Genomic DNA, 18,872 nt, shown 5'->3' on the forward strand with positions numbered 1-18,872 from the left:
GGGTGATCGTTCTCACGGGCCCCGGCCGTGGAGTCACCGAACGGCATTCGGTAACGTGGCGGACACGGAACGCGGGAGGGGACGCGCACACCCATGATCGACGGTACGGCTCCATGACCGGCGGGACGGCCATCGCCGGGCTCGGGATGACCGAGCTCGGCCGGGTCTACGGGCGCAGCCCGCGGCGCCTCGCCGCCGACGCGGTGCGGCTCGCGGCCGCCGACGCCGGGCTGGCCCTGGGGGACCTGGACGGCCTGCTGGTCAGCCACGGCCTGGGCGGCTCCCCCGGCATCGAGCTGGCCGACACCCTCGGCCTGCGCGACCTGCGGCTGCTCAGCCAGCTGAACGCCTTCGGCGCCACCGCCGGCGCGATGGTCTCCTACGCCGCGATGTCGGTGCTGAGCGGCGCCGCGACGACCGTGGCCTGCGTGTTCGCGGACGCGCCGCTCAAGCCGGAGCAGCCGGCGGGCGCGGCCTACCACCGCGACGCCCGCGAGTGGTACGGGTTCGGCGGCATGACCGCGGCGCTCGGCCTGCGCAGCGTCAACGCCTTCTACGCGCTCGCCGCCCAGCGGCACATGGCCCGCTACGGGACGACCAGCGAGCAGCTCGGCGCCATCGCCGTGTCGACCCGGGAGTGGGCGGCGCGCAACCCGCTCGCGCAGCTGCGCGAGCCGATCACCATCGCCGACCACCAGGCGTCCCGCTGGGTCGCCGAGCCGCTGCACCTGCTGGACTGCTGCCTGGTCAGCAACGGCGCCGTCGCCGTGATCGTCACCGGCGCCGACCGGGCCCGCGACCTCGCCCGCCCGCCCGTCCACATCTGGGGCTGGGGGCAGGGGCACCCCGGGCACCGCAAGGAGCGCGGCAGCGGGTTCGGCCTGGCGACGGGCGCCGCCGCGTCCGGGGCCGCCGCGATGCGGATGGCCGGGATCGCGCCGTCCGACGTCGAGGTGTGCCAGCTGTACGACTGCTACACCTACACGGTCCTGGTGTCGCTGGAGGACTACGGGTTCTGCGCCAAGGGCGAGGGCGGCGCGTTCGCCGCGTCCGGCGCCCTCGGGCCCGGCGGGTCGCTGCCGACCAACACCGGCGGCGGGCAGCTGTCGGCGTACTACATGTGGGGCATGACGCCGCTGTCGGAGGCGGTCGTGCAGGCGCGCGGGGACGGCGGGGAACGCCAGGCGCCGTCCAGCGAGGTGATCCTGGTCAGCGGGAACGGCGGCATCCTCGACCACCACTGCACGCTGATCGTCAGCCCGCGCGCGAAGGAGCGCTGAGCGATGGACATCGGGGTCCTGCGGCGCGACGGGCGCACCGACCCGTTCTTCGACGGCACCGCCGCCGATCGCCTCGTCGTCAGGCGCTGCGCGGCGTGCGACCGCTGGTTCGCGCCGGACGCGGTCGCCTGCCCCGGCTGCGGCGAGGAGGACCTCGGCTGGGCGGAGGCCGGCGGCGCGGCGACCCTGGTGACCTGGACGATCACCCACGGGCGGCCCGCCGGGGACGGCACCGTCCCGTCCCCGGCGATCCTGGCGCTGGTGGAGCTGGCCGAGGGCCCGTGGCTGCACGCCCGCCTGGACGGCGTCGAGCGGGACGCCCTGCGCGAGGGCCTGCCGCTGCGCGCCTCGTTCGTCCACCCGGGCGAGGGCGAGTCGTACGTCCTCTTCCGTCCCTGACCCCGCCGGCCGGCGCACGCGGGCCGTCCGTCCGGCCCACCCCCTGGACCGAATGACGTTCGGTCCACTAGCGTCGGGGGATGCGCACCGAGGTCTGCGAGCGATTCGGCATCGAGTTCCCCCTGTTCGCCTTCAGCCACTGCCGCGACGTGGTCGCCGCCGTCACCAATGCCGGGGGGCTCGGCGTGCTCGGCGCCGTCGCCTACTCGCCCGAGCGGCTGGAGGAGGAGCTGCGCTGGATCGACGACCACGTCGGCGGACGGCCCTACGGCGTCGACGTCCTCGTCCCCGGCAAGATCGACGCTTCGGCGGAGCGGGCCGGACGCGGCGAAGGCGGGCTGGACACCATGCTCGCGGCCGTCCCCGAGGAGCACTGGAGCTTTCTCATCGGCCTGTTCGAACGGTACGGCGTCCCGCTGCCCGACTTCGAGAAGGCCAAGCGCTCCGATGCGCGCGGCGGGACGCAGGTGACCAAGGAAGGCGCCGGGGAGCTGATCGACGTCTCGCTCGCCCACCCGATCCGGCTCATCGCCAGCGCTCTCGGCACTCCCCCGCCCGTCATGGTCGACAAGGCCAAGGCGGCCGGGGTCCCCGTCGCGGCCCTGGTCGGGACCGCCGAGCACGCCCGCCGCCAGGTCGCCGCGGGCGCGGACCTCATCGTCGCGCAGGGCGGCGAGGCCGGCGGGCACACCGGCGAGATCTCCACGATGGTCCTGGTCCCGGAGGTGGTCGACACCGTCGCGCCCGTCCCCGTCCTCGCCGCGGGCGGCATCGCCACCGGACGGCAGATGGCCGCCGCCATGGCCCTCGGCGCGTCCGGCGTCTGGTGCGGCTCGGTGTGGCTCACCACCGAGGAGGCCGAGACCTCGCCCGCGGTGAAGCAGAAGATGCTGGCCGCCACGTCCCGCGACACCGTCCGGTCCCGGTCCCGCACCGGCAAGCCCGCCCGCCAGCTCCGCTCCGCCTGGACCGACGAGTGGGAGGGGCCCGCCAGCCCCGGCCCCCTCGGCATGCCGCTCCAGATGATCATCGCCGAGGGGGCCATGCGGCAGATCACCAAGGTGGCCGAGTCCGGGAACCCGGGCGCCCGCGAGCTGGCCAACTACTTCGTCGGGCAGTGCGTCGGGCTGATGAACACCGTCAAGCCCGCCCGCCAGGTCGTCTACGACATGATCGAGGAGTTCGCGGACGCCGTCGAGCGCCTGGGCGCGTACTAATTGCAGTGCCCTTGGCGTCAGGCGCTGGGGCGCCTTCCTTCGACGGGCACTGCGGCGATCGCTGCATCGCTCCGACTCGCCCAGGGGCTCGCTGCGCGATCAGGTTCTCGCACGCTCGAACCTGGCTTCGCACGCGATCGCAACGTTGAGGTTGTCGACACCTGAGGCAACTACCAACCCGCTTAATGCAGTGCCCTTGGCGTCAGGCGCTAGCTGTATTGACCTTCAGCGGGCACTGCGGCGATCACCGCATCGCTCCGACTCGCCTAGCGGCTCGCTGCGCGATCAGGTTCTCGCACGCTCGAACCTGGCTTCGCACGCGATCGCAACGCTTCGCTTGTTGCCCCTAAGGTAACTATCTGCTTATTTGCGGCGGGCGGATCGGCCGCCGCATGACGGTGCGGCGTCGGCGGACCTAGGCTTCTCGGAAGGCAACGCGTTCCGCACCCCGCCGCCAGGAAAGGCCAGCCGTGGGCAACCCCTTACCGCCCGAGGCCGGACGGGGCCTCTTCGCGCTCTTCGACTGGATGACCGGCCGGCTGCCCCTGCGACTGGACACCCGCCCGTTCCCGGTGACCGTCCTGGAACCCGCCTCCGGCCAGGACGCCCCTGACCAGCACCTCGACGTGCTCAAGAGCCTCGCGAGCGAGATGGGCCTGTCGGTGATCTCCCCCGAGGCCGCAGGGGCGCCCGACGGCGAGGCCGCCGCGATCGCCCTCGTCGACGCCATCTCCCAGCCGCTGACCTGGAGCGGCACCAGCTCCCATTTCGGCCGCCTCCGCTTCCCCCGCTCCGACCTCGTCCGGACGATCCAGGCCGCCGCCGTCCTCGCCGGGGTCCTGCTGCTCGTCGCCGGGCTCTCGGCGCGGCCGGTGTGGCTGCCCGTCCTGTCGCGCATCGGCTTCGGCGGCCGCTACCGCTGGTTCGCCCGGACGTCGTTCTTCGCCGTCCTCGGCGACGGCGACGACCTCGGCTTCGAGCGCCGCCTGCACCGGGTGTCCGAACGGCTCACCAAGCCCGACGCGGCCAGGTTCCTGCTCCAGATCAAGACGTTCGCGCTGCTGGAGGACATCCGCGACCAGCACCGGCGGCTCGCGCCCAGCCTGCGCGGTTTCAAGCGCCCCGCCCCGCCGGTGGTGTTCCTGCCCCGTGTGTCCCGCCGCGGCGGCGGCCTGGCCGTGCTGTCGGCGATGAGCGACATCCGCACCCGCCGCAGCGAGTTCCACCCGCTGCTGGTCATCGCCACCCTCGACGCCGACACCCGCGACGACTGGCTCGGCGGGCCCGCCCCCGGCACCGGCGCCCCCAAGGCCCGCTACGACTACTGGCGGTCGTCCCTCGGCATCGCGCAGGGCCCCAGCGAGTCCGTCCCGCTGCCCTGGCTGCTGCGGATCCCCGTCGGCGGCGACCCCGCCGCCGACGACAGGCCCGGCCTCGCCGTCCGGCGCCGTCCGCGCTGGACGTGGCTGTGGTCGTGGCGCGGCCTCATCGCCGGCGCCCTGGTGTGCGCGATCGTCCTGACCTTCGCCCAGACCCACCTGCGCGCCACCTACTGCAGCGTCGGCTTACCCTTCGGCTGGAACGGCGACACCCGCCAGCAGACCAACGCCGACGGCAGCCGCGAGTGCGTCGGCGTCTCCACCCACGGCGTCCGGTTCGAACGCGGCGCCGACAGCATCGGCCTGGACGGCGACCTGCGGCGCCCGTCCACCGCCAACACCGGCGGCCACATCACCCTCGCCGACCTCCAGCGGAAGATCGACGAGGAGAACCGCCGCGTCGTCCGCGAGGGCGAGCCGTACGCGACGATGGTCTACGCGGGCATCTTCACCGCCAGCGCGGGCCAGAGCGAACTGACCGTCAGCAGCATCCGGGACCTCGCGGGCGCCTACCTCGCCCAGATCCGCAACAACCACCGGGGCAACCCCGGCGAGATCGGCAACTCGCTCAAGCTCCGGATCCTGCCCGCCAACGCCGGGCAGGATATGGCGCTCTCGGTCGAGACCGCCGACCGCATCCTGCACCTCGCCCGGCACGACCCGTCCATCGTCGGCGTCGCCGGCTTCGGCCGCAACACCGGCCCGTCCAGGACCGCGATCGAGCGGCTGACCGGCGCCGGGCTGCCCGTGGTCAACACCGTCAACTCCTCCGACCAGCTGCCCGGCGTCGACCACTACTACCGGCTCGCCGCCACCAACTACGAGGAGGCCGCCGCCAGCCGGGCCGCCCTGCGCGACGCGGGGGTGAAGGGGCCGATCAAGCACGCGATGCTCGTCCACCGCTCCTCAGGCCCGTCCAAGGACGTCTACAGCAGCGAGATCGCGAACGACGTGAAGCGCGTGCTCGCGCCCAGCGTCACCGACAGGGTCACCTACGTCGGCACCGGCGACATCTCCAGCAAGGTCAAGGCCGCCTGCGAGAAACCCGGCGCCCCTTACACCCTCGTGTACTTCGCCGGTCGCGCGGAAGACCTGCCCGGCCTGATGAACGGTCTCGTCCAGGGCGGCTGCACGCGCAACCGCCTTGTCCTGCTGGCCGGCGACGACGTCACCAGGTCCCGGTTCGGCACCGGCCCCCACGAGGTGCGGCTCCCGCAGAACACCACCGTCTACCACACCGCGTTCGTCCACCTGCCGAACCTCATCGCGAACAACGCCGACCTGACCGACGACTTCTTCCTCATGGCGCGCGGCAGGCTCGCGATCGGCGTCCCCCGCGTCCGCCCGGCCGAACCGCTGCTCGTGGACGGGCAGATGGCCCTGACCTTCGACGCGACCATCGCGCTGAGCGAGGCCGCGCAGAACGCCTACAACTTCCTCGGCCGCCGGCTCGTGACCGGCGGCCGCTCCGTCACCGCCGGCGCCGTCCTGGAGGAGCTGCGCATCCTGCGGGTCAAGCGCGGCGGCTCCGCCACCGGCAACATCGACTTCACCGGCGACCACAGGGAGCCCGTCCGGCCCGTCAGCCGCGGCCTCACCGTCGTCAAGGTCACCCTGAAGGACGGCCGTCCGCAGTCCACCCCGATCTGCGGCCGCCTCAACGGCGGCGCCGAGGCCCCCGGCCTCAAACCCTGCTGACCCGACATTGGCCGCAAAGGCTCCCGGAGGCAACCGAAACGGCGTGCCCGCGGTCTCATGAGTGGGAGTGGATTGCCGTAGGGGGCGCTTCATACAGTTCATCGAGTCGAGTGTCATCGGCGTGCGATCGGCCGTCCTCACCCTGGGGCGCCGGACATCTCCGCTGCGTTTCGTGCTCTTCCCCATGCTCCACGTGGGAGAGCGGAGCTTCTACGACGAGGTAGCCGAGCGCGCCGCCCGCTGCGCCCTCATCGTGGCCGAGGGCGGGCCGTCCGGGAGCGCCCCGGCCCAGGAGCAGATGGCCAGGCTCCGCTGGGACGGCCTGGTCGACCAGCTGGACGCGCTGGACCTGGAGTCCCTGGGCGTACCGGTCATCTTCGAGAGCGAGAGACCCGAACGCGACCGGACGGGCGCCGAGCGGCTTCTGGACACCGCCGTCGACTCCGCCGCCGCGGTGGGCCTGCGCCTGCTCGGCCGCCATCGGGACCCGCGCGGCATCCGCGGCATCGACGAGGCCGACGAGCACGACGACCGCTGGGTGCAGGGCCGGATGGCCCGCATGCTCCGCAAGGCGGTCGTCGACGATCGGGATGAACGGCTCGTCGCGACGCTCACCCAGATCCACGCGGAGCGCCACGGCGACCCGGTCGACGTGGCCGTCGTCTACGGCGCCGCGCACATGTACGCCGTCGTCACCGCCCTGCGCGACGATCTCCGCTACTACGTCCAGAACGCCGAGTGGCTCATGGTCCGCAACGGCTGACCGCTCGCGGGTCGCGTCCTCGTCCGGGGTCTCACGGGGTGCGGGTCAGCCAGGTGGCCTGGGCGCCGTTGCTGAACGTCTCCCGGTGGGCCGGGGTGAACAGGGTGGGACGGAACGCGCCGGAGAAGGCGGGGATGCCCGCGCCCGCCACGACCGGGTAGGTCTTGACGATCAGCTCGTCGATCTCGGGGAGCAGGGCGGCGGCGAGCTTGCCGCCGCCGCAGAGCCAGATGTCCATGCCGCCGTCCTCGGCCTTGAGCGAGCGGACGGTGTCCAGCGGGTCGCGGACGAGTTCCACGGCGGGGTCGGCGATCCCGGCCAGCGTGGTGGACGCGACGTACTGGCGCAGGTGCGCGTACGGGCTGGTGACGCCGATGTCGAGGGCCGGCCGGTAGGTGCCGTGGCCCATGACGAGGGTGTCGAACCGCTTGTTCGGCGCGTCCTCCAGCCCGGCGTGCAGGCGGACGTGGGTGGGGAGGGTCTCGGGATACCGCTCGTTGATCCAGGCCGCCATGTCGTCGGCGAGCGGGTAGAAGTCCATCTCGCCGCCGGGGCCCGCGATGTAGCCGTCGATGCTGACGGCGACGTAGTAGACGAGCTTTCGCATACGTGCACCCCATTCGTAGTACTCTGTATGTAGTAATTTGAATGTAGTACTACAATTGGAGTGGTGTCAATATGCGGAGGAACCCCGAGCGGAGGGCGGCGCTCGTCGACGCCGCGATCGAGGTGCTGGCCAGGGACGGCGCGCGCGGCCTGACGTTCCGGGCCGTGGACGCCGAGGCCGGGGTGCCCGCGGGCACGGCGTCCAACTACTTCGCCAAGCGGGACGAGCTGTTCACGCAGGCGGGCGGGCGGATCTACGAGCGGCTGCAGCCGGACGCGACGACGCTCGCCGGCACCCGGGAGGGGCCGCGCGACGCCGCGAGGGTCACCGAGCTGCTGCGCGAGATCGTCGGCCGGATCTCGGCCTTCCGCACCGGCTACCTGGCGCTGCTGGAGCTGCGCCTGGAGGCCACCAGGCGGCCCGAGCTGCGCGACGTGCTGACCGAGCGGGTGCGCGCGGACGTCGAGGCCAACGTCGCCCACCACCTCGAATCCGGCCTGCCGGGCGACGCGACCTCGGTGCGGCTGCTCTACCTCGCCCTCAACTGGCTGATCGTGGAGCGCCTGACCCTGCCGGGCGTGTTCTCCGAGGAGGACGTGCGGCGGCTGGTGGCGGACGCTGTGGAACGCGTCCTTCCGGCGGTCACGAGACCGGACGGCCCGGGCCCTTCCTGATCTGCTCGATGAACAGGCCCGCCAGCGCGTGCTGGCCGTTGACGGTCGGGTGGTAGCTGCGCGGCTCGGCCTGCAGCGCGGACAGGTTCACCGCCAGGCCGTTCATGTACGGGTCCGAGCTGCCGACCTCGTGCCCGGCGAACGCGCTGTAGGCGTCGACGAACTCCACGCTGCCCTGGCCGCGCCTGGCCACGATCCGCGCGTCCGCCTCCGCGGCCGTCTGCCGGATCAGCTGGCCCAGCTCGTACGCCCGCGCGTTCAGCCACTGCTGCTCGGACACGCTGAGGTTGTCGCCGCCGGTCCCCTTCACCTCGGAGAACGCCTTCGGGTAGCCCATCAGGACGATCCGGGCGTGCGGGGCGCGCGCGTGGATCTTGTCGATCAGGTCGGGCAGGTCGCGGCGCAGGTCGGCCATCCGCCCGGCGATGTCGTTGCCCTGCTCGGTGCAGCTCTTGCTCCACGGCAGCTTCACCACGCAGCCCGCGAGCACCTTGGAGAACCCGACGTCGTTGCCGCCGACGCTGAGCGTCACCAGGCTCGTGTCGGCGCCGACGCGGCCGAGCTGCGGGGGCTCCCCGTGCCGTCCGGTCAGGAAGTCGGACGTGGTGGCGCCGGAGCAGGCCCAGAACGCGCTGCCCTTCGGGAACGGGAACGCCTTGGCCACCTCGTTGTAGTACGCCTTCGACGTGCGGTGGCAGCGGTCGAGCGGATTCTGGTCGCCCACCGACGCCTCGGCCCCGACGCCCGCCGAGTACGAGTCGCCCAGCGCCGCGTACGAGCCCCTGGTCGCCGCCTGGACCGCGGTGAGCGGCCTCCCGGGCGCCGCCACCGGGTCGGCGCGGACCTCCGGCTCGGGCCCGCGCTCGCGGCAGCCGGCCCCGAACACCTCGCACCGGACGGCGGGCATCGCCACCAGCGGGACGATCGCCAGAGCCACCAGCCCCACCAGGACGACGACGGCCACACCCCGCTCGCCGAGACGCTCACGCACCGATCGCAGCCAAGACCCCGGACTCGTCATCATCCTCCTCCGGCTCCATGAGGCAGACGTCCAGGAACCCTCCCGGGTTCCCGCCTTTACAAAGTAGAGCGAGCGTTCGCGGCGGACCGGGAGGTGGGCGCCCACATGACCAGTCTCGGGCCCAGGGCGTGGAGGCCGCCTTCGATCTCGTCGTTCCAGTGGGACCGGATGCCGGGGCCCCACTGGTCCTCGGGGAGCTCGGCGAATCCGTGCGCGGCGTACCAGGGGGCGTTCCAGCGGACGTTCCGGAAGGTCAGCAGGCTCACGCCCGGCGAGCCAGCCGCCGCGGCCCGGTCCCGGACGGCCCGCAGGAGGCGGACGCCGATGCCCCGGCCCATCAGGTCGGCGCGGACCGCGATCTGCTCCAGGTGCACGGCGCCGTCCAGCGGCTCGACGGCCGCGAACCCGACCGGCGGATCGCCGGCCACGATGATCTCCGCGGCGTCCTCGATCATCTTCTCGATCACCGTCGGGCCGGGCGGGAACACGATCCCGGCGGCGGCGAACACCTCGTCCGCCGAGTTCTCGATCGCGGGCAGGCCCGCCATGTCCGCGGGCCCCGCCGGGCGCACTTCGACCTCCATGCCGCGATCGTAGGACGCCGCGCGGCCCCGGCCGAACCCGTCCCGGGCGGGGGTCACCGGGAGGCGCCCGGGCGCTGGAGGAGGCCGCGTTCCATCGCCACCACCACCGCGTGCGTGCGGTCGCTGACGTCGAGCTTGGCGAACACGCGCAGGAGGTGCGTCTTGACCGTCGCCTCGGCGATGACGAGCCGTTTGCCGATGTCGGCGTTGGACAGGCCGTCCGCGACCGCGTTCAGCACGTCCACCTCCCGGGCGGTCAGCGGCACCTGCGCGGGCCGCCGCATGCGGGCGACGAGCCGCTCCGCGACCCGCGGGGCCAGGACGGTCTCGCCCCGCGCCGCCGACCGGATCGCGTCGGCGAGCTGCTCGCGGGTGGTGTCCTTGAGCAGGTAGCCGACGGCGCCGGCCTCGATCGCGCGCTCGATCTCGGCGTCGGTGTCGTAGGTGGTGAGGATCAGCACGCGGGTCCCCGTCCCGCCCCCGGCGATCCGGGCGGTGGCCGACACCCCGTCCAGGACGGGCATCCGCAGGTCGATCAGCGCCACGTCGGGCGCGAGGCGCTCCACGAGCTCGACCGCCTCGCGGCCGTCGCCCGCCTCGCCGACGATCTCGATGCCGGGCTCGGGGGCCAGCAGGGCGACCACGCCCGCGCGCATCACGCTGTGGTCGTCCACCACGATCACGCGGAGCCTGCCATCGGTCATGTCGCCACCTGGCCGTTCATGGGGATCATGGCGAGGACACGGGTGCCGTCGCCGATGGAGCTGGTCACGGTGAGCTCCCCGCCGAGCTCGGCGAGCCGGCGGCGCATGCCGTCCAGCCCGAAGCCGCGGGACTCCCCCACCGCGAAGCCGCGGCCGTCGTCGGTGATCTCCAGCTCGACGCCGTGCGGATGCCGTTCCAGGACGACGCCGACCGCGGCGGCGCCCGCGTGCTTGCGGACGTTGGCGAGGGACTCCTGGGCGCAGCGCAGGAGCGCGATGCGGGTCGGCCGGTCGCAGTCGACGTCGGGCAGGTCGGCGCTGACGGCGATGCCGGTGTCCTCGGCGAACCGGTCGAGGGTGCGGCGGAGCGTCCGCGCGATGGAGGCGGGGGCCACGCCGCTCTGCGGGACGGAGCCGACCAGCACGCGCGCCTCCGTGAAGTTCTCCCGCGCGGTCTGCTCGATCGATCTCAGCTGCTTGGCGCTCTTGCCGGGGTCGGTGTCCAGGCCGGCGCGGGCCGCCTCCGCCAGGACGATGATGGACGCGAAGCCCTGCGCGAGCGTGTCGTGGATCTCCCGCGCGAGCCGCTCCCGCTCGTCCGAGGCCCCCTGGCGCCGGTGCGCCTCGGCCAGCCGGCTCCGCGTCGCCTCCAGCTCGGCGCTCAGCCGGGCGGCGCGCTCCTCGCTCTGCTCGGCGAACCAGTGGGCGCCGAGCCCGAGGAGCACGCCTCCCGCGCAGCCGATCACGGTGAACACGGCGTTGCCGGTCAGGTCCGCGTGCCGGATCGCGGCGCCGATCAGCGTCGCGGCGCCGCCCGCGACGGTCAGGATGATCGAGCGCCGCGGGCTCCGGGCCAGGATCCAGAAGTGCGGCAGCGACACGATGTACAGCGCCGCGCCGCCGCTGCGCAGATAGGCGATCGCGCCGAGGCCGGCGAGCAGCGCGCCCAGGAAGGCGGACGGACGGACGACGGGGTTGCGGGGGAAGATCTTCAGGACGGCGAAGCAGAGCGCGAGGGCGGCCGGCAGCGCCAGCGCCCAGTACCTCAGCGCGCCGGGGTCGTCCAGCGCGGCGATGATGTTGGGCACGGGGCCGAACACCACCCAGAGGACGGAGTACCACCCCAGCAGTACCTGGAACCGGTCGCCCGGCCGCACCCGCTCGTCCATGCCGGTCAGCCTACTTTTTCGAGCGGCCGGCCGGCCCCTTCGAGGGCCCGCCGCACGCTCCGCGACGGCCACCAGACCCGGTCGCCCGCCAGCAGCATCAGCGCGGGCAGGATCATGATCCGGATGACGGCGGCGTCCAGCAGCACGGCCACCGCGAGGCTGAAGCCCATCTGCTTCATCTCGATGATGTGCAGGAACACGAAGCTGGCGAACACCGTCACCATCACGAACGCGGCGCTCGTCACCACTGCGGCCGACCCGCCGACGCCGTCCAGCACGGCCTGCCGGGTCGGCACGCCGCGCAGCGCGGCCTCCCGGATCCGGCTGATCACGAACACCTGGTAGTCCATCGACAGGCCGAACAGGATCACGAACAGCAGCAGCGGCACCCGCGAGCCGATCGACCCGGTCGAGGTGAAGTCGAGCAGCCGCTCCGCCCACGTCCCTTGGAAGACCACCACCAGCACGCCCAGCGACGCGCCGGCCGACAGCAGGTTCAGCACCACCCCGACCAGGCCGAGGACCACGGACCGGAACGCCTGCACCGTCATCGCGAACGTCACCAGCAGCAGCGTCCCGATGATCAGCGGCAGCTTCCGCTTCTGATGCTCGGGATAGTCGGCGTAACGGGCGACGTCCCCGGTCACCGCGACGTCGACGCCGAGCCGGCCGACCGTCGCCGGGACATAGTCGTTTCGAACGTCCTTGAGCGACGTCCGCGCCGCCTTCGTGCTCACATAGTGCGGGACGGGCAGCTCCAGCAGGCTGATCCGCCCGTCGTGCGAGGCACGCAGCTCGGCCGTCCCCGTCAGGCGCGGGTCGCGCTCGGCCCGCCGCGCCAGCTCCCGCAGCGCGCCGGCGACCTCGTCCGCGCGTCCCGGCTCGGCCCGGACGACGATCTGGTGCATGGCCTTCAGCTCGGGGAAAGCGGCGGTCAGCCGGTCGTAGGTCTGCATGGCGGGAATGGCGCGCGGGTGGGTCTCCCGTCCCATGTCGGTCAGGTTGAGGCCGAGCAGGGGCAGCGCCAGCGCGATCATCGCGAGCACCGACACGGCCAGCGTCGCGGCGGGGTGCCTGCTCGTCGGCCGCAGCATGGCCGCCGTGATCCGTCCGGTGCCCGTCCGGCGGGCGGCGCCGCGCCCCTGGACGGTCCTGCCCTGCCGCGCGGTCTTGCCCTGCCGCGCGGTCTTGCCCTGCCGCGCGGCCCGTTCGGCCTTGCGCGCCGCGCGGCGCTCGGCCCGTGCGCCGAGCTTGGCCAGCAGCGCGGGCAGGACGGTCAGCGAACTCGCCACCGCGACCAGCGTGACGAGGATCGCTCCCGTGGCGATCGAGGAGAAGATGACGTCGTCCGCCAGGTACAGCGTCGCGCTCGACACCGCGACCGCGAGCCCGGACACCACCACGGCCCGTCCCGAGGTGGCCGCCGCCAGCTCCACCACCGCCTGCGGGCTGAGCCGGCCCTGGGCGCGCGCCCGCTCCTCCCGCTCCCGCTTGAGGTAGAAGAGGGTGTAGTCCACGCCGACCGCCATGCCGATCAGCAGGATGACGTTGGTGCCGACCCCCGCGTCCGGGAAGACGTGCGAGGCCAGCATCGACAGGCCCACGGACGCCGCGATGGACGACAGCGCCAGCAGCAGCGGCACCACCGCGAGCCCCAGCGACCCGAACACCAGGAGCAGCGTCAGCAGCGTGACCGGCAGCGCGATCACCTCGGTGCGCGACAGGTCCTCGCCCCGCAGCTCCTCCACGCCCTTGCTGACGGACGGCGCGCCGGTCTCCTCCACCCGCAGCCCCGGATGGGCGGCCTGCACCTGCGCGGTCTGCGCCCGCAGCGGCTCGACGTGCTTCCTGCCTTCGAGTTCGGGCCCTCGCAAGGTCACATCGACCCGGACGGCCCTGCCGTCCGCCGACCGCACCGGAGCCCCGACCGACTCGACCTCGGGGAGCCGCTTCATCCGTCCGCTGATGTCCTGGGCGGCCGCGTCCATGCCGCCGGACGCCTGGACTCCGTCCTTGCCGGAGATGAGCACCCGCTCCACGGGCTTCTGCTGCAGCCCGCCCTCGGCCGCCATCGCCTCCGCCCGTCCGGCCTCGCCGACCCGGAAGTCGGCCGTCCCGGCGGGGTGACCGCCGACCGATAGGCCCACGCCGAGGCACATCGCGACGAACAGGAACCACCCCGCGATGGCGCGCCAGGGATGCCCGGCACTCCATCGGGCCATTCGCACAGTGAGGTTTCTCATACCGTCAATGCTGGTCAGCGGCCCGCCACCGCCGACAGCCCCGACCGATTGAACCTCCCGTCCACCGATCGGTGGACCCCCGGGCCCCGGCGGCCGCCCCTGCAGGCGGTGACTATCGTGATCTGATGATCTACGTTGAGACGTCCCTGACCGACGGCATGCGGCGGGCGGCCGAGCGGGCGTGGGGGCGTGACCTCGGCGGACCCGCGGAGCGGCTGTTCGGCGGGGAGGAGTCCGCCGCGTACCGGATCGGCGACCTGGTGGTGCGCGTCGGCCCGGCCTGGCGGACGGACGCCGCGTCCGAGTGGGCCCACGGGGTCGCCCTGCACGCCGCGGCGCTCATGCCGGAGGCGGTCGCCCCGCTGCGCGCACGCGACGGCGCCACGGTCGTCCGGGCCGAGGGGCGTCCCCTGTCGCTGTGGCCCCATGTCGCGGGCGAGTGGCCCGACCCGGACGAGCCGGAGGTCCGTGTGGAGGGCGCGCGGCTCCTAGCCCGGCTGCACCGCGCGCTGGCCTCCTACGCCCCGCCGCCGCGTCCGGTCGCGTCCTTCGCCGAGCCGGGCCTGTACGGGGAGGGCCCCGTGGACGTGCCGGAGCTGGCCGACCCGGCCCTCGACCGGTGGCTGGCCGACTTCCATCGCCGCAACCCCGTCCGCCAGCCGGTGCACGGCGACTACTACGAGGGGAACACGCTCGCGCGGGACGGCCGGCTCGTGGCCGTCCTGGACTGGGACGAGTCCTTCGTCACGACGCCCGAGTTCGAGGTGGCCTCGGCCGCCCTCGAATGGGCGGACGAGGACGCCGGCGCACCCGACCGGCGGCGCCGGTTCGTCGCCGACTACCACGAGGCGGGCGGGACGGCGGGCCCCATGGACGACGAGACCGTCGCCCAGCTGATCCGGCACCGCCTGCGCCGCGAGACCGCCTACTTCCACGTGGCGCGGAAAAGGGGCGTCGAGCATGACGAGGACGACCTCGAATACCACAAGCGCCGCATGGAATCATTCTTCGACCTGAGGCCATAAGCGGCCATCCGGCGTCCTCGATCATAAGGGCGGACGGAAAGGCCGACGGCGCCTCTCGCGCGCTTCTCCCCGGCCCGAATATTGGACCATCGAGGCCCGCCGCGATAAGCCATGAATTCGCACCAAGTCCCGTCGCCGAACGTCACGTCGCGGTACAGACACTGTTCGGCGCCGTCATTGAAACGTGTCCGCAGGGATAGGCCGAACGCCTTACCGGAAACCCCATACCAGGGAGAATGTTTACCTTATACCGATTTCTCCTCTTTGTACGCCCTTTCGATCATCCCGACCCCCGGAAGATCGGAAATGGACGGGGATGGCCAAGGACGCACCTGGATGTCATGCTTCACGCGTTTCGTATTTCGCGGTGATTCGCGGAAGGCGGAACACGGGAGATCTCCCCGGAAAACCCACGGCAAGAGGAGGAGAAATGAAGAAGTACGAGACACCCGTCCTCGTGGCGGCCGGCTCCTTCCGCAAGGACACCGGCCTGCTTCAGCGCCACGGCCGCGATCGTCTGATCCTCAGCAAGAACTGAGCAAGGCGCTCACAGCCCATGCCTGATCACGACGGCATGCCGGGTCACGGCGAGGCGTCCTTCGTGGTCCTTCCGGACCACGAGGCGGCCCTCGCCGTGGCCTCGGGCCTGCCCACACCGCCCGTACGAATCCTGCGACACCCCTCCGGGCGGCCCTGGCTCGCGGGCCGCTGGACCGACGCCGAGATGACCGAGGCCGCGGCCGGAGACGCCCGGATCGCGATCATCGGCACCTGCCCGATCGGCGCCGGGCGGCTGGCCCGGGAGGCCGGGCGCCTGCGCGACCTCGCCGGGCTCGACCGGCTCGTCCGCGCGCTGCCGGGAAGCTTTCACCTGGTCGCCGCCCTGAACGGCCGGACGCGCGTCCAGGGCGACGCCGCCGGGCTGCGGCTGGTGTTCCACGCCCGCGTGGACGGCGTCACGGTGGCCGCCGACCGCGCCGACGTGCTCGCGGCCCTGACCGGGGCCGCCCTGGACGAGCGCCAGGTCGCGGCGCGCCTGCTGTGGCCGGTCCCGCATCCGCTGCTCCACCCGCCCCTGTGGCGCGGAATCGGGGCCGTCGAACCGGGCCGCCACCTCGTGGTGGAGCCGGACGGCCGCACCGGGGTGCGCCGCTGGTGGACCCCGCCCGAGGCCGTGCGCCCGCTCGCCACCGCCGCCGAGGACATCAGGACCGCGCTCACCGAGGCGGTCGACGCGCGCACCGCGCACGGCGGCGTCGTGAGCTGCGACCTGTCCGGCGGCCTCGACTCGACCTCGATCTGCTTCCTGGCCGCCCGCGGCGCCGCCGGGGTCGTCGCGGCCACCTGGCCGGGCCGGGACCCGGCCGACGAGGACCTGATGTGGGCGCGGCGCGCGGCCGCGCACCTGCCCGGCGTCGAGCACGCGGTGTGGCCCGCCGAGGACTCGCCGCTGGTCTACGAGGGGCTCCTGGAGATCGACGACCCGCTGGACGAGCCCAGCATCGGCATGATGGACCGCGCCCGGGTCCTCGAACACATCCCCCGGCTGCTGGCGAAGGGAAGCCGCCTGCACATGACGGGCATCGGCGGCGATCACGTCGCCTGGTGCTCGGAGGCCCACTACCACGGGCTGCTGCGCAGGCGGCCGCTCCTCGCGCTGCGGCGGCTGCGCGGCTTCCGGGCGCTGTTCGACTGGCCGCTCGTCCCGACCGGCCGCGCCCTGGCCGACGGCCGCCCCTACCGCCGGTGGCTGGCGGACGCGGCGGCGGACCTCCGCGCGCCCACGCGGCCGGCCGTCACCGGCATGCTCGGCTGGGACATGGCTCCGCGCCTGTTCGACTGGGTCACGCCCGAGGCGGAGGCAGCGGCGAGGGAGGTGCTGCGCAAGGCCGCCCGGACCGCCGAGCCGCTGGCACCCGATCGCGGCCAGCACGTGGATCTGCACGCCATCCGGGGTTGCACCCGCATCATCCGGCAGTGGGAGCAGATGAGCGCCCGCGCCGGCCTCCCGATGGCCTCGCCCTACCTAGACGACCGGGTCATCGAAGCCTGCCTCGCCGTGCGCCCCGAGGACCGGGTCACCCCGTGGCGCTACAAGCCGGTCCTCGTCGCGGCCATGCGCGGCATCGTCCCGGACGAGTGCCTCCAACGGGCCAACAAGGCGGAGGCGTCCATGGACGCCGCCGACGGGCTGCGCGAGCACAGCGGCGACCTGATGGAGCTGTGGGACGACTCGCGGCTGGTCCGGCTCGGCCTGGTCGACGGCAAGCGGCTGAAGGCCCTCGCGGCCCGCCCCGACACGCCCGCGCTGCGAGAGGCGATCTTGTACTCCACCATCGGCTGCGAGGTCTGGCTGCGCACCCTGGAGCAGCCCAGCGCCCGGCCCGCCGGTGCGCCATCCCCGGGATGAGCCCCAAGAAGGGAAGACCGGATGAACCTGCGACCTGGCGTGTCCACGACGGACACCGCCTACGGCACGGTGCTCCTCGACGAGCGCAGCGGCGACTACTTCCAGCTCAACCCGACCGCGGCCCGGGTGGTCCGGCTGCTGGCCGACGGCAGGACCCCGGCCGAGGCCGCCGCGGCGCTGGCCGAGGAGTTCGACATCGACGAGCCGCGGGCGCTGCGGGACGTCACGGTGCTGGTGGGGCAGCTCCGCACGGCCGGCCTGGTGAAGCCGTGACCGTCCCCAGCGCGCTGCACCGCCCCCCGAAGGGCCCGCTGCGCCGCCGCGCCGCGGCCCGGCTCGCCGTCGTCCTGGCCCGGCTGGTCGCCCTCCTCCCGCCCGCGCGGATCCGCTCCGTCCTCGGCCTGCTGTCCAGGGGCGCCGCGCCGGCCACCTACGACCAGGCGAAGGCGGCGCGCGACGCCGTGCTCGCGGTCAGCCTCGCCTGCCTCGGCCCGCGGGGATGCCTGCCCCGGTCGCTGGCGACCGTCCTGCTGTGCCGGATGCGGGGCGCCTGGCCGAGCTGGTGCGTCGGCGCCCGCGTGATGCCGCCGTTCGGCGCGCACGCGTGGGTGGAGGCCGAGGGCCGCCTCGTCGACGAGGACGTGCCGGACGGCTACCTCACGCCCTTGATCACCGTCCCCCCGCGGCAGGGCGGGGACCGTGGACGCTGAGGGCCGGCGGAACACCGCGGGGATACGCGACGTCCTCCGGCTGGCCGCCGGCCACCGCGGCGCCATCGCGGCCACCGTGGCGGCGACCCTGCTGGCGTCCGCGCTGGGCTTGGCCCAGCCCCTGGTCGCGCGGGACGTGATCGAGACCGCCGGATCGGCCCGGACGCCGTGGTACGCCGTGGCCTCGCTGGTCGCGCTGTTCGCCGTCCAGGGCCTGGTGCAGGCCCTGGTCCGCTTCCAGCTCGCCCGGACCGGCGAGGGCATCGTCCTCGGCGTCCGGCTGAACCTGATCGACCACCTGCTGCGGCTCCGCATGCCCGTGTACGACCGCCACCGGATCGGCGACCTGATCTCCAGGGCGGACGCGGACACCCTCGCGCTGCGGCAGATCATCGCCGGCGGGCTCACCGACGCCGTGACCGGAAGCATCGGCCTGGCCGCGACGATCGCGCTGATGCTGTGGCTGGACTGGGCCCTCTTCCTCTGCGTCGCGGCCATCGTCGCCGTCGCGGGCACCGTCCTCGCCGTCGCGCTGCGCGGCATGCGGGCCGCGTCGCTGCGCGGCAGGGAGGCGACCGGCGAGATGGCCGCCGACCTGGAACGCGCCCTCAGCGCGATCCGCACCGTGAAGGCGGGCCGCGCCGAAACCCGCGAGAGCACCCGCATCGGCGGCCGCGCCAAGGCCGCCTACACCGCCAACATCCGGATGGCCGGCTTCGACGCCCTGGTAGCCCCCGCCACCGAACTGGCGGTGACCGGCTCCTTCCTCATGGTCCTCCTGGTAGGCGGAATGCGCGTCGCCGACGGAACGGGCTCCGTCGCCGACCTGGTCGCCTTCCTTCTCTACATGCTGTACCTGACAGCACCCCTGGGCTCGATCTTCGAAGCCTTCAGCGCCGTCCAACAGGGCACCGGAGCCGTCCACCGAATATCCGAAGCCCTAGCCCTACCAAAAGAAACCGACGACCACCCCACCCCACCCAACACAC

The 18,872-nt window shown here is 73.3% G+C and carries 18 protein-coding genes; 12 read left to right on the plus strand and 6 right to left on the minus strand.

Features of this window, described 5'->3' with window-relative positions; all coding sequences use genetic code 11:
- The first annotated feature begins 113 nt into the window (after nt 1–113).
- The 5 genes from E1298_RS15365 (at nt 114) to E1298_RS15385 (ending at nt 6,736) form a co-directional block, all read left to right on the plus strand.
- Nucleotides 114–1,280 (plus strand): thiolase family protein, encoded by a 1,167-nt coding sequence (locus tag E1298_RS15365; protein ID WP_131893675.1) that lies wholly within the window; start codon nt 114–116, stop codon nt 1,278–1,280.
- Between the two features lie 3 nt (nt 1,281–1,283).
- On the plus strand, nt 1,284–1,679 hold the full coding sequence (locus tag E1298_RS15370; RefSeq protein ID WP_131893677.1) for a Zn-ribbon domain-containing OB-fold protein: 396 nt from the start codon (nt 1,284–1,286) through the stop codon (nt 1,677–1,679).
- A gap of 80 nt (nt 1,680–1,759) precedes the next feature.
- The gene (locus E1298_RS15375) at nt 1,760–2,896 is read left to right on the plus strand and encodes an NAD(P)H-dependent flavin oxidoreductase (RefSeq protein ID WP_131893679.1); all 1,137 of its coding nucleotides are present in this window, start codon (nt 1,760–1,762) and stop codon (nt 2,894–2,896) included.
- Between the two features lie 470 nt (nt 2,897–3,366).
- On the plus strand, nt 3,367–5,973 hold the full coding sequence (locus tag E1298_RS15380; RefSeq protein WP_131893681.1) for a type 1 periplasmic-binding domain-containing protein: 2,607 nt from the start codon (nt 3,367–3,369) through the stop codon (nt 5,971–5,973).
- Between the two features lie 121 nt (nt 5,974–6,094).
- Nucleotides 6,095–6,736 carry a hypothetical protein gene (locus tag E1298_RS15385; RefSeq protein ID WP_131893683.1) on the plus strand — a complete coding sequence of 214 codons (642 nt, stop codon included), beginning with the start codon at nt 6,095–6,097 and terminating at the stop codon, nt 6,734–6,736.
- A 31-nt stretch (nt 6,737–6,767) separates the two neighbouring features.
- Here E1298_RS15385 and E1298_RS15390 read toward each other — a convergent pair whose 3' ends face one another.
- Nucleotides 6,768–7,343 carry a dihydrofolate reductase family protein gene (locus E1298_RS15390; RefSeq protein ID WP_131893685.1) on the minus strand — a complete coding sequence of 192 codons (576 nt, stop codon included), beginning with the start codon at nt 7,341–7,343 and terminating at the stop codon, nt 6,768–6,770.
- 71 nt (nt 7,344–7,414) lie between these two features.
- Between E1298_RS15390 and E1298_RS15395 the strand changes: the two genes are divergently transcribed.
- Entirely contained in the window at nt 7,415–8,017 is a 603-nt protein-coding gene (locus tag E1298_RS15395; protein ID WP_131893687.1) for a TetR/AcrR family transcriptional regulator, read from the plus strand.
- Here the strand turns inward: E1298_RS15395 and E1298_RS15400 are convergent.
- The 5 genes from E1298_RS15400 to E1298_RS15420 form a co-directional block, all read right to left on the minus strand.
- The gene (locus E1298_RS15400) at nt 7,986–9,008 is read right to left on the minus strand and encodes an SGNH/GDSL hydrolase family protein (RefSeq protein WP_243725606.1); all 1,023 of its coding nucleotides are present in this window, start codon (nt 9,006–9,008) and stop codon (nt 7,986–7,988) included. The genes E1298_RS15395 and E1298_RS15400 overlap by 32 nt on opposite strands.
- Nucleotides 9,009–9,094: 86 nt before the next feature.
- Nucleotides 9,095–9,622, minus strand: a complete 528-nt coding sequence (locus E1298_RS15405; protein WP_131893689.1) for a GNAT family N-acetyltransferase — start codon at nt 9,620–9,622, stop codon at nt 9,095–9,097.
- A gap of 53 nt (nt 9,623–9,675) precedes the next feature.
- Nucleotides 9,676–10,326, minus strand: a complete 651-nt coding sequence (locus tag E1298_RS15410; RefSeq protein WP_131893691.1) for a response regulator — start codon at nt 10,324–10,326, stop codon at nt 9,676–9,678.
- Nucleotides 10,323–11,495: a sensor histidine kinase gene (locus E1298_RS15415; RefSeq protein WP_131893693.1), complete on the minus strand. Its 1,173-nt coding sequence runs from the start codon at nt 11,493–11,495 to the stop codon at nt 10,323–10,325. Before E1298_RS15415 ends, E1298_RS15410 begins: the two co-directional genes overlap by 4 nt.
- Before the next feature lie 5 nt (nt 11,496–11,500).
- A complete protein-coding gene (locus tag E1298_RS15420; protein WP_131893695.1) occupies nt 11,501–13,738 on the minus strand; it encodes an MMPL family transporter in 2,238 nt (745 codons plus the stop codon).
- Nucleotides 13,739–13,863: 125 nt separating this feature from the next.
- On the opposite strand from E1298_RS15420, the gene E1298_RS15425 reads away from it, so the two are divergent.
- The 6 genes from E1298_RS15425 to E1298_RS15450 all read left to right on the plus strand — a co-directional run.
- Nucleotides 13,864–14,763, plus strand: a complete 900-nt coding sequence (locus E1298_RS15425; RefSeq protein WP_131893697.1) for a phosphotransferase enzyme family protein — start codon at nt 13,864–13,866, stop codon at nt 14,761–14,763.
- A 430-nt stretch (nt 14,764–15,193) separates the two neighbouring features.
- A complete protein-coding gene (locus tag E1298_RS15430; protein ID WP_131893699.1) occupies nt 15,194–15,301 on the plus strand; it encodes a keywimysin-related RiPP in 108 nt (35 codons plus the stop codon).
- Nucleotides 15,302–15,319: 18 nt separating this feature from the next.
- Nucleotides 15,320–17,173, plus strand: coding sequence for a lasso peptide isopeptide bond-forming cyclase (locus E1298_RS15435; RefSeq protein ID WP_131893701.1), 1,854 nt, complete (start codon nt 15,320–15,322; stop codon nt 17,171–17,173).
- A 21-nt stretch (nt 17,174–17,194) separates the two neighbouring features.
- On the plus strand, nt 17,195–17,446 hold the full coding sequence (locus E1298_RS15440; protein ID WP_131893703.1) for a lasso peptide biosynthesis PqqD family chaperone: 252 nt from the start codon (nt 17,195–17,197) through the stop codon (nt 17,444–17,446).
- The gene (locus E1298_RS15445) at nt 17,443–17,883 is read left to right on the plus strand and encodes a lasso peptide biosynthesis B2 protein (RefSeq protein WP_131893705.1); all 441 of its coding nucleotides are present in this window, start codon (nt 17,443–17,445) and stop codon (nt 17,881–17,883) included. The genes E1298_RS15440 and E1298_RS15445 overlap by 4 nt, the downstream gene beginning before the upstream one ends.
- A partial coding sequence (locus E1298_RS15450; RefSeq protein ID WP_131893707.1) for an ABC transporter ATP-binding protein occupies nt 17,873–18,872 on the plus strand: 1,000 nt, incomplete at its 3' end. The genes E1298_RS15445 and E1298_RS15450, both read left to right, overlap by 11 nt.

The organism is Actinomadura rubrisoli (assembly GCF_004349215.1).
GTDB lineage: Bacteria > Actinomycetota > Actinomycetes > Streptosporangiales > Streptosporangiaceae > Spirillospora > Spirillospora rubrisoli.